Genomic DNA, 9,331 nt, shown 5'->3' with positions numbered 1-9,331 from the left:
CTACGAAGTGGGCTACGACGACGCCAGCTTCTTTGCGCGGTTGTTCCGCCAACATACAGAACTGTCCCCCAATCAGTACCGCCAGCAGTTTCAGCAGGCAGCCTGAAAGCAGAAGCGAGCTACAAGCTGCAAGCGGAACCGCTGTGCCCTGCTTAACGCTTGAAGCTCGCAGCTGCCCTTCTAGGGCTTATGCGGCCGCGACAGGAACTCGTGGGATTGCATTTCCAGCAGGCGGCTGAGGGTGCGCTGAAACTCGAAGTTCAGACGGCCACCGGTGTACAAATCCTTGAGTTCAACTTCAGCCGAAATGATCAGCTTGACGTTGCGGTCATAGAACTCGTCGACCATGTTGATGAAGCGACGGGCGATGTCGTCAGTCTTGACGCTCATCTGCTCGACGCCACTGATCAATACGGCATGGAAGATTTTGCCCAGTTCGATGTAATCGTTCTGGCTGCGCGGACCGTCACACAACTCGCGAAAGTCAAACCAGGCTACGTCATCGCAGGTAAGCATGGCGCGAATTTCGCGGTTCTCGATCATCAGCACATCGTCTTTGATCGCCTGAGTGCATTCCGGCGTCAGCGCCCGAAAGCTTTTGCGCAGGCTTTCTTCGGCGGCTTCATCCAACGGGAAGTGAAACAGCTCAGCCTGCTCCAGGTGACGCAGACGATAGTCCACACCACTGTCGACGTTGACGATGTCGGTATTGATCTTGATCAAGGCGATTGCCGGCAGAAAGCGCGCACGTTGCAGGCCGTCTTTGTACAAACCGTCCGGGACGATGTTCGAGGTCGCGACCAAGGTCACGCCGTTTTTGAACAGTTCTTCCATCAGGGTGCCGAGAATCATTGCATCGGTGATGTCAGAAACGAAAAACTCATCGAAACAAATCACCCGCGCCTCATCAGAAAAGCGCTTGGCGATGATCACCAATGGGTTTTTCTCGCCATTTAGAGTCCTCATCTCTTCGTGCACACGCTTCATGAAGCGGTGGAAGTGAGTCCGGACTTTTTCCTTGAACGGCAAGGCTTCGAAGAACGTGTCTACCAGGTAGGTCTTGCCACGGCCAACGCCGCCCCAAAAATACAAACCTTTGACGGGTGCCTGGGGCTTCTTGCCAAACAGCTTACCGAGCAAACCTGGCTTGCTGTGCTGCGCGGCGACCAAGTCGTCGTACAGACGCTGCAGATGGCGTACAGCAGTTTCCTGCGCGGCATCGTGGAAGAAATCGGGGCGCTTCAGATCAGCTTGATATCGTTCTAGGGGGGTCATATTCGTTAGCAAGGTGACAAAAACGGGCCGCCACTGTAGCGACGACCCCTGAAAATGGCAATCAGACCTATTGCGGGGTCAAGACCAACGTTATGTTAGCGATGGCAGCATCTCGTGCCTGGCTGTCGGCAAACTCAGGGCTGTCAGCCACACAAACACCGTCGACCCACACCGTGAAGCGATTATCTTCGCTACGCAGATCCAGATCGCCGCCCAGCTGCAATTGCTTGCTGATAGCGCCCGCGGTCTTGCCGTCGGCAAAATTGTGCGACAACAACAGTTGCTCGCCATCGGCGGCCAGCAAGCGGAAGCGGAAGCTGCCGTCGTCTTCACGGAAGCTGACGAAGCGTGCGCCCTTGCTGGCTTTTTTCTTGCCGATGTCGGTGCTTTGTACGGTGCTGCGGAAAGACCGCAGGCCAACCGCCTCACGCAGCTCACCGAGGAACGGCGTCGCTACACGACGGGCTTTTTCGGCGCCTGCCAGCAGAATATCTTCCAGATCTGATGGACGCGCCATGAAGCCGTGATAGGCCTCACGCGCCTCGCTCAGCTCAGCATCAAGCAACGTGAACAGTCGCTGCTTAGCCTCGCCCCAACCCAAGCCCTGCAACAGCTCAGAACGGAACTCAGCGCCTTGCTCAGCCGTGGCGAAGGCCTTGTAGAGAGTGAAGAGATGCGAGTTGTCCGGGTCTTTGGCTTCGCCCGGCGCGCGCGAGTCAGTAACAATCTGCGAAATTGCGGTTTTCATTTCTTTAGCGCTACTGAACAACGGAATGGTGTTGTCGTAGCTCTTCGACATCTTCCGGCCGTCGAGACCCGGCAGCGTGGCGACGCTTTCTTCAATCAGTGCTTCGGGCATGACAAAAAACTCTTTGCCTTGGCCAAACAGGTGGTTAAAGCGCTGGCCGATGTCACGGGCCATTTCCACGTGCTGGATCTGATCACGGCCAACGGGCACTTTGTGCGCGTTGAACATCAGGATGTCGGCCGCCATCAGCACCGGGTAGCTGTACAAGCCCATGGTGATCCCGGCGTCCGGGTCTTCGCCGGCTTCAAGGTTTTTATCCACCGAGCCCTTATAAGCGTGGGCACGATTGAGCAAGCCCTTGGCCGCCACACACGTCAACAGCCAGGTCAGCTCTGGGATTTCCGGGATGTCTGACTGCCGATAGAAAGTGACCCGATTCACATCAAGGCCGGCCGCCAGCCAAGTCGCAGCGATTTCCAGACGCGAGCGCTGGATGCGCAGCGGGTCATCACATTTGATCAAGGCATGGTAGTCAGCCAGAAAGTAGAACGAGTCGGCGTCGCTCTGGCGGCTGGCGACGATCGCCGGGCGGATGGCACCAGCATAGTTGCCGAGGTGCGGCGTACCGGAAGTGGTAATACCGGTCAGGATACGAGTGGTCATGGCTAGTCGCTGCTTATTTAGGTTGGGGCGGGTTGGGCGCCCGCAGGGTCAGGCGCTTCTGGCTGCAATCAATTGGAAAGACGCGGCAGGACCAAATCTTTTAGATCGGTCAGCTTGCCGTGAAAAAAGTGTCCGCATTCTGCCACTTTCAGCAGCTCATGGGGACGTTCCAGCGCGTCGGACCAGTCGTAGACGACTTGTGGATCGATGACTTCGTCGGTTTCTGGCTGAATCAGCGTCAGCGGGCAGTTGTGCGGCAGCGGGTGCTCGGCGCTCAAGCGCATAACGGCAGGCGCGATCATAAATAAATGATCAAGTTTTTCGCCCTTCGCTTCCAGGCGTCCGCCAAGGCTGGCAGCGACGAAACCGCCAAACGAGAAGCCCAGCAACGTGATTGGTAAACCGGGATGCTTAGAGCGTAACCACTGCGCCGCCGCTTCAGCATCGTCGATCTCGCCAGAGCCCATATCAGACGCGCCAGCGCTGGCACCCACCCCCCGATAGTTGAAGCGCAGGGTAATCAAACCGGCATCGCGGGCGGTGCGCTGTAATGTCGACACCACCTTATTAAGCATGGTCCCTCCCTGCACCGGGTTAGGATGGCAGATCAGTGCCAGACCACGAGCATCATCAAGATTGAGGTACAGGGCTTCGATTTGGCCTACTGGGCCATCAATCAGTACAGGGGTTTCGCGCATGAGCAAAAATGAACTCCGTGACCTCGAATTAGGTCGACTCGTCTAGCTGATTGTCTGTTGTCTGGCATAATCCGTGAGCGTCTCGCGGTATACAGCGCAGGTTCGAGCCGTTAACGTAAAGCAAAGCCGTTTATAGAGGAAGGACTCGTGGAACACTCGCTATTAGTTTGGTTGCTGCCGACTCTCGCCCTGGTCGCAGGTGTCGTCATTGGTTTCCTGGTCGCTCGTTTGCTGCCCAACGCCGCACCCAGTAGCACTCAGCGTCAGCTGGATGACGTTCAAGAGCGCTTCAACAGTTATCAAAACGAGGTGGTTACACACTTCAACAGCACGGCTAGCCTGGTGAACAAGCTTTCGCAGAGCCATCAGGAAGTACAGGATCATCTCGCCGATGGTGCCAACCGCCTGGCTCTGGATGAACAGACGCGTCAGCGTTTGTTGGCCAGCTTGCACGCCGATACCCCACAAGGACCTCGCGATCGCCTGACCCCGCCACGCAACACGGAAGCGCCAAAGGACTACGCGCCGAAAACCCCGAATGCCCCTGGCATGCTTGATGAGCATTACGGCTTGAAAAAGTGATGTGAGCTTTATGCATCACCAAGAAGCCCGCCGTTTGGAATGAATGGCGGGCTTTTTTATTGGCGTCTGCGGGACCAACTTGAAGCTATAAAAAACCCCACGAAGAATTTCTCCTTCGCGGGGTTTTGTGTACGTGTTGCGATTAGATCGCGCCACGGCTCCGTAGCAGTTCCAACACTTGCTTGACGCTGTCTTCGAGTGACAGCGATTGCGTGTCGATCACCAGATCAGCATTCAATGGCACGTCATACGGGAAGGATTCACCCGGGATGTTGTCGCCATTGGCGGCATACAGGCCCTGCGGATCACGCTCACGGCAAACGGTAGGCGATGCCTGGACGTACACCGTTAACAGACGATCATCGCCAATCAGCGTCTTGGCCTGTTCGCGGCCTTCGGCGTCTGGCGCAACGAATGCCGCCAGTGTCAGCAGGCCCGCTTCGTTGAACTGACGCGCAACATGCGCCGCTCGCCGCCAGTTTTCAGTGCGTCCGGCACGGGTTTGCGGCAGGCCCTTGTTCAGGTCGTGACGCAGGTTTTGGCCGTCGAGGACGAACACCGCCCGGCCCATGTCGAACAGCTTACGCTCCAGAGCGTAAGCCAAGGTGCTTTTGCCCGCGCCCGACAAGCCGCTGAACAATACCGTTGCTGGCTGCTGACCGAAACGGCGAGCGCGCTCTTCGGTGGCTACATGGGCTTTATGGTCGTGGTGACTTGCACCCGCCACAATCGGCCGCGCGATGATCATGCCCGCGGCAACCGTGCCGTTGGTCAACCGATCAATGATGATGAACGAACCCGTGGTGCGGTTGCTTTCATAACCGTCCAACGCAATCGCTGTGTCGAGACTGACTTTGACCCGACCGATTTCGTTCAGCTTCAACTCGCTGGCCGGACCTTCAGCCAGGGTGTTGACGTCGATTTTGTGGGTGATACTGGCAATCGAGCCCGGCACGTAGCTGGTGGCGCGCTTGATGTCGTACTTCTTGCCCGGCAGCATCGGCTCTTCAGCCATCCACACCAACATCGCGTCGAAGCTGTCGGAGATTTGCGGAATGCTGTCGGCGTGTACCACCAAGTCACCACGAGAGATGTCGATCTCGTCTTCCATGGTCAAGGTCACGGCCTGACCTGGGCCGGCCTGCTCCAACTCGCCATCAAAGGTGACGATGGATTTAACCCGGCTGGTTTTGCCTGATGGCAACACCACGATCTCGTCGCCTTTGTGCACGATGCCGCTGGCTAATGTACCGGCGAAACCACGGAAATTCAGGTTCGGACGGTTGACGTACTGCACTGGGAATCGCAGATCGGTGAGGTTGCGATCCGCCGCCACTTCAACCGTCTCAAGAATTTCCATCAGCGTCTGCCCGGTGTACCACGGCGAACGCTCACTGTGGTTCACCACGTTGTCGCCTTTGAGCGCCGACATCGGGACGAAATGCATGGTGGTCGGCTTGAGCGCGATGCCATCGGCAAAGCTCTTGTAATCGGCCTTGATCGACTCGAATACGCCTTCATCGAAGCCTTTGAGGTCCATCTTGTTGATGGCCACAACGATGTGTTTGATGCCCAGCAAGGAAGCAATGAAGCTGTGGCGACGAGTTTGGGTCTGCACGCCGTAGCGGGCGTCCACCAGAATAATAGCCAGGTCGCAGGTCGACGCACCGGTGGCCATGTTACGGGTGTACTGCTCATGGCCCGGGGTATCGGCAATGATGAATTTACGTTTTGCGGTGGAGAAATAGCGGTAGGCAACGTCGATGGTGATGCCCTGCTCGCGCTCGGCTTGCAGACCGTCAACCAACAGCGCCAGATCGATATCATCGCCAGTGGTGCCGACTTTTTTCGAGTCGCGAGTAATGGCTTCCAAATGATCTTCGTAGATCATTTTGGAGTCATGCAGCAAACGCCCGATCAGCGTACTTTTGCCGTCGTCGACGTTACCGCAGGTGAGAAAGCGCAGCAGTTCTTTGCGTTCGTGCTGGCCCAAATAGGCGAGGATGTCCTCGCTGATCAATTCAGATTGATGCGACATTGTGAGACACCCTGTTTAGAAATAGCCCTGACGTTTCTTTTCTTCCATTGAGCCGGCGCCATCGTGATCGATGACTCGGCCTTGGCGCTCGGAAGTTCGCGTCAGGAGCATTTCCTGAATGATGTCGGTGAGGCTGGTCGCCTCGGACTCAACCGCGCCCGTTAACGGGTAGTCGCCGAGTGTGCGGAAGCGGACTTTCTTCTTGACGATGCGCGCACGGTCCTCTTCGCTGAGGTGATTACGCAGGCGATCGTCGTCGATCATGATCCAGGTGCCATTCATCTCGATGACTTCACGCTCGGCCGCAAAATACAGCGGTACGATCGGGATGCCTTCGAGGTAGATGTACTGCCAGATGTCCAGCTCGGTCCAGTTCGACAAAGGGAATACGCGAATCGACTCGCCCTTGTTGACCTTGCCGTTATAAACGTTCCACAGCTCAGGGCGCTGATTCTTAGGGTCCCAACGGTGTTTGTTGTCGCGGAACGAGTAGACGCGCTCTTTGGCGCGGGACTTCTCTTCATCACGACGTGCACCACCAAAAGCCGCATCGAAACCATACTTGTCCAGCGCCTGCTTGAGGCCCTCGGTCTTCATGATGTCGGTGTGCTTGGCGCTGCCGTGGGTCAGCGGATTGATATCCTGCGCGACGCCATCGGGGTTTACGTGCACCAAAAGATCAAGGCCTAGTTCTTCGACCAAGCGGTCACGGAAGGCGTACATTTCCTTGAACTTCCACCGGGTATCGACGTGCATCACCGGAAATGGCAACTTCCCGGGAAAGAACGCTTTACGCGCCAGGTGTAGCATTACGGCGGAGTCTTTACCGACGGAGTACAGCATCACCGGGTTATCAAACTCGGCGGCTACCTCGCGGATAATGTGGATGCTTTCCGCCTCCAACTGTTTCAGATGCGTCAGTTTGTCGACCATAGCTACTCACGAAAACGTACGGATGAACGGCCAGCGGGCCGTGTTCGAGCCGCACACTTTATCACAGCGTCTGCTTATATTAGAAAGGCGGTTAGATCGAAACGATCTAACCATAGACCGCTTCGTTTAAGCGTCAAATTGGGTTGGGGCAATCAATAAACAGGTGCTCCAACGCAAAGTGCTTCGCCAGGTATTCCCCCAGCGCTTGTACACCATACCGCTCGGTGGCGTGGTGCCCCGCGGCAATGAAACTGATGTCGTTTTCTTGGGCGCTGTGAAACGTCTGCTCTGAGGCTTCGCCGCTTATAAACAGATCGACTCCGGCCAACACTGCCTGATCGATGTAGCCCTGACCGCCGCCAGTGCACCAACCAACGCGCCGAATCATCTCGCTACCTTCAATCAACAGCGGTTCCCGGCCCAATACCTCCTGAACCCGCCGGGCGAAATCCCGCGGCGTCGTTGGCTCGGACAGCGATCCGACCAAGCCGATAATTCGCGGATTTTCCGGATCCAGCGGTCCTTCCACGGTGATGTCCAACTCACGTGCCAACTGCACGTTATTGCCGACATCGGGGTGCAGATCCAACGGTAAATGGTAGGCGAGCAGACTGATGTCATGTTTAAGCAGCGTCTTCAGGCGACGCTGCTTCATACCCACGACGCACGGGTCTTCACCCTTCCAGAAATAACCGTGGTGAACCAGGATCAAATCAGCCTGAGCTTCCACTGCCGCATCCAGCAAAGCCTGGCTGGCAGTCACTCCACTGACGATCCGCATGACCTGCGGACGACCTTCGACCTGCAAACCGTTGGGGCAATAATCCTGAATCCGCGCGCAGTTCAGATAGCGGTTCGCTTCCTCGACCAGGGTACTCAGCGCAACAGCCATAAAAGACTCCTAAATATGCAGTTCAGAGCTGCTCGGTACTCGTATAATGCCCGCCATTATGGCGCAGCCCCGACAAAAAGCTGCTGCGCCTGGCATTCTCAGGACGTGTTCAATGTTCAAGGCACTGCGTTTCTTCGCTTGGCCCCTGCTGGCCGGTGTGCTCATCGCCATGCTGATTATCCAGCGCTACCCGCAATGGGTCGGCCTGCCTAGCCAAGACGTCAATCTTCAACAAGCACCGCAGACCACCGCTGTACAGCAAGGCCCTGTGTCGTATGCCGACGCAGTGATTATTGCTGCGCCTGCCGTTGCCAATTTGTACACCACTAAAGTGGTCAGCAAGTCTAACCATCCGCTGTTTGAAGACCCACAGTTCCGCCGCTTCTTTGGCGACAACCTGCCAAAACAGCGCCGCATGGAGTCCAGTCTGGGCTCCGCGGTGATCATGAGCCCCGAAGGTTACTTGCTGACCAACAACCATGTTACCAGCGGCGCGGACCAGATCGTCGTAGCGTTGAAAGACGGCCGTGAAACCACCGCGCGCGTCATTGGCAGTGACCCGGAAACTGATTTGGCGGTGTTGAAAATCGACCTGAAAAATCTGCCTGCCATCACCATTGGCCGCTCCGACAACATCCGTATCGGCGACGTGGCGCTGGCCATCGGCAACCCGTTTGGCGTCGGCCAGACCGTGACCATGGGTATCATCAGCGCCACCGGGCGCAACCAGTTGGGTCTGAACACCTACGAAGATTTCATTCAGACGGACGCTGCGATCAATCCAGGTAACTCTGGCGGTGCGCTGGTGGACGCCAACGGTAATCTGACGGGCATCAACACAGCGATTTTTTCGAAGTCCGGCGGCTCCCAAGGCATTGGTTTCGCGATACCCGTGAAACTGGCGCTAGAAGTCATGAAGTCGATTATTGAACACGGCCAAGTGATTCGTGGCTGGTTGGGGATTGAAGTTCAGCCGCTGACTCAGGAACTGGCTGAATCGTTCGGCTTGAAAGACCGCCCAGGAATTGTCGTGGCAGGCATCTTCCGCGACGGCCCAGCGCAAAAAGCCGGGCTGCTGCTGGGTGACGTAATTTTGAGCATCGATGGCGAACCCGCAGGCGATGGCCGCCGCTCGATGAACCAGGTGGCACGCACCAAGCCGAGCGACAAGATTGCCATTCAAGTGATGCGCAACGGCAAAGAGCTGACGCTGACCGCTGAAGTCGGGTTGCGTCCGCCACCTGCACCAACTGCGACGCCAGAGGAAGAATAATTTCTACAGGCGTTCCGAGGCTCTGTGGGACTGAATTTATTCGAGAAGCAAACGACGTGATTTACCTGAAACACCGCGTCGTTGCCATTCGCGAACAAGTTCGCTCCCACAGGGGATCTTCGGATTACCCGAGTTACTGTGGGACACAATTTATTCGGGAAGCATACGAAGCTGCTTACCTGAAAAACAGCGAAGTTGCCATTCGCTAACAACTTCGCTCCCACAGAGG

General features: G+C 56.5%; 9 protein-coding genes. 3 read left to right on the top strand and 6 right to left on the bottom strand.

What is annotated here, in order from left to right:
* Window positions 1-106, top strand: a 106-nt coding sequence (locus tag M0974_RS27780) for an AraC family transcriptional regulator (RefSeq protein WP_297844775.1), incomplete at its 5' end; no start/stop codon positions are given.
* A 74-nt stretch (window positions 107-180) separates the two neighbouring features.
* On the opposite strand, the gene zapE is transcribed toward M0974_RS27780, so the two are convergent.
* The 3 genes from zapE to M0974_RS27765 form a co-directional block, all read right to left on the bottom strand.
* Entirely contained in the window at window positions 181-1,275 is a 1,095-nt protein-coding gene (gene zapE, locus M0974_RS27775; protein WP_297844774.1) for a cell division protein ZapE, read from the bottom strand.
* A gap of 67 nt (window positions 1,276-1,342) precedes the next feature.
* Window positions 1,343-2,686 (bottom strand): tryptophan--tRNA ligase, encoded by a 1,344-nt coding sequence (locus M0974_RS27770; protein WP_297844772.1) that lies wholly within the window; start codon window positions 2,684-2,686, stop codon window positions 1,343-1,345.
* Window positions 2,687-2,754: 68 nt separating this feature from the next.
* The gene (locus M0974_RS27765) at window positions 2,755-3,384 is read right to left on the bottom strand and encodes an alpha/beta fold hydrolase (RefSeq protein WP_297844770.1); all 630 of its coding nucleotides are present in this window, start codon (window positions 3,382-3,384) and stop codon (window positions 2,755-2,757) included.
* A 147-nt stretch (window positions 3,385-3,531) separates the two neighbouring features.
* On the opposite strand from M0974_RS27765, the gene M0974_RS27760 reads away from it, so the two are divergent.
* Window positions 3,532-3,966: a DUF1043 family protein gene (locus tag M0974_RS27760; protein ID WP_297844769.1), complete on the top strand. Its 435-nt coding sequence runs from the start codon at window positions 3,532-3,534 to the stop codon at window positions 3,964-3,966.
* 142 nt (window positions 3,967-4,108) lie between these two features.
* Here M0974_RS27760 and cysN read toward each other — a convergent pair whose 3' ends face one another.
* From cysN to M0974_RS27745, 3 genes are all read right to left on the bottom strand, one after another.
* A complete protein-coding gene (cysN, locus tag M0974_RS27755) occupies window positions 4,109-6,004 on the bottom strand; it encodes a sulfate adenylyltransferase subunit CysN (protein WP_297844768.1) in 1,896 nt (631 codons plus the stop codon).
* Between the two features lie 15 nt (window positions 6,005-6,019).
* On the bottom strand, window positions 6,020-6,937 hold the full coding sequence (cysD, locus tag M0974_RS27750) for a sulfate adenylyltransferase subunit CysD (RefSeq protein WP_297844766.1): 918 nt from the start codon (window positions 6,935-6,937) through the stop codon (window positions 6,020-6,022).
* Window positions 6,938-7,070: 133 nt separating this feature from the next.
* A complete protein-coding gene (locus M0974_RS27745; protein WP_297844764.1) occupies window positions 7,071-7,829 on the bottom strand; it encodes a Nif3-like dinuclear metal center hexameric protein in 759 nt (252 codons plus the stop codon).
* A 112-nt stretch (window positions 7,830-7,941) separates the two neighbouring features.
* Between M0974_RS27745 and algW the strand changes: the two genes are divergently transcribed.
* A complete protein-coding gene (algW, locus tag M0974_RS27740; protein WP_297844761.1) occupies window positions 7,942-9,102 on the top strand; it encodes a Do family serine endopeptidase AlgW in 1,161 nt (386 codons plus the stop codon).
* Window positions 9,103-9,331: the final 229 nt, after the last annotated feature.

This window comes from Pseudomonas sp. (assembly GCF_026224925.1).
Classification (GTDB): domain Bacteria; phylum Pseudomonadota; class Gammaproteobacteria; order Pseudomonadales; family Pseudomonadaceae; genus Aquipseudomonas.
This window is presented reverse-complemented; position numbering and strand designations above follow the sequence as displayed.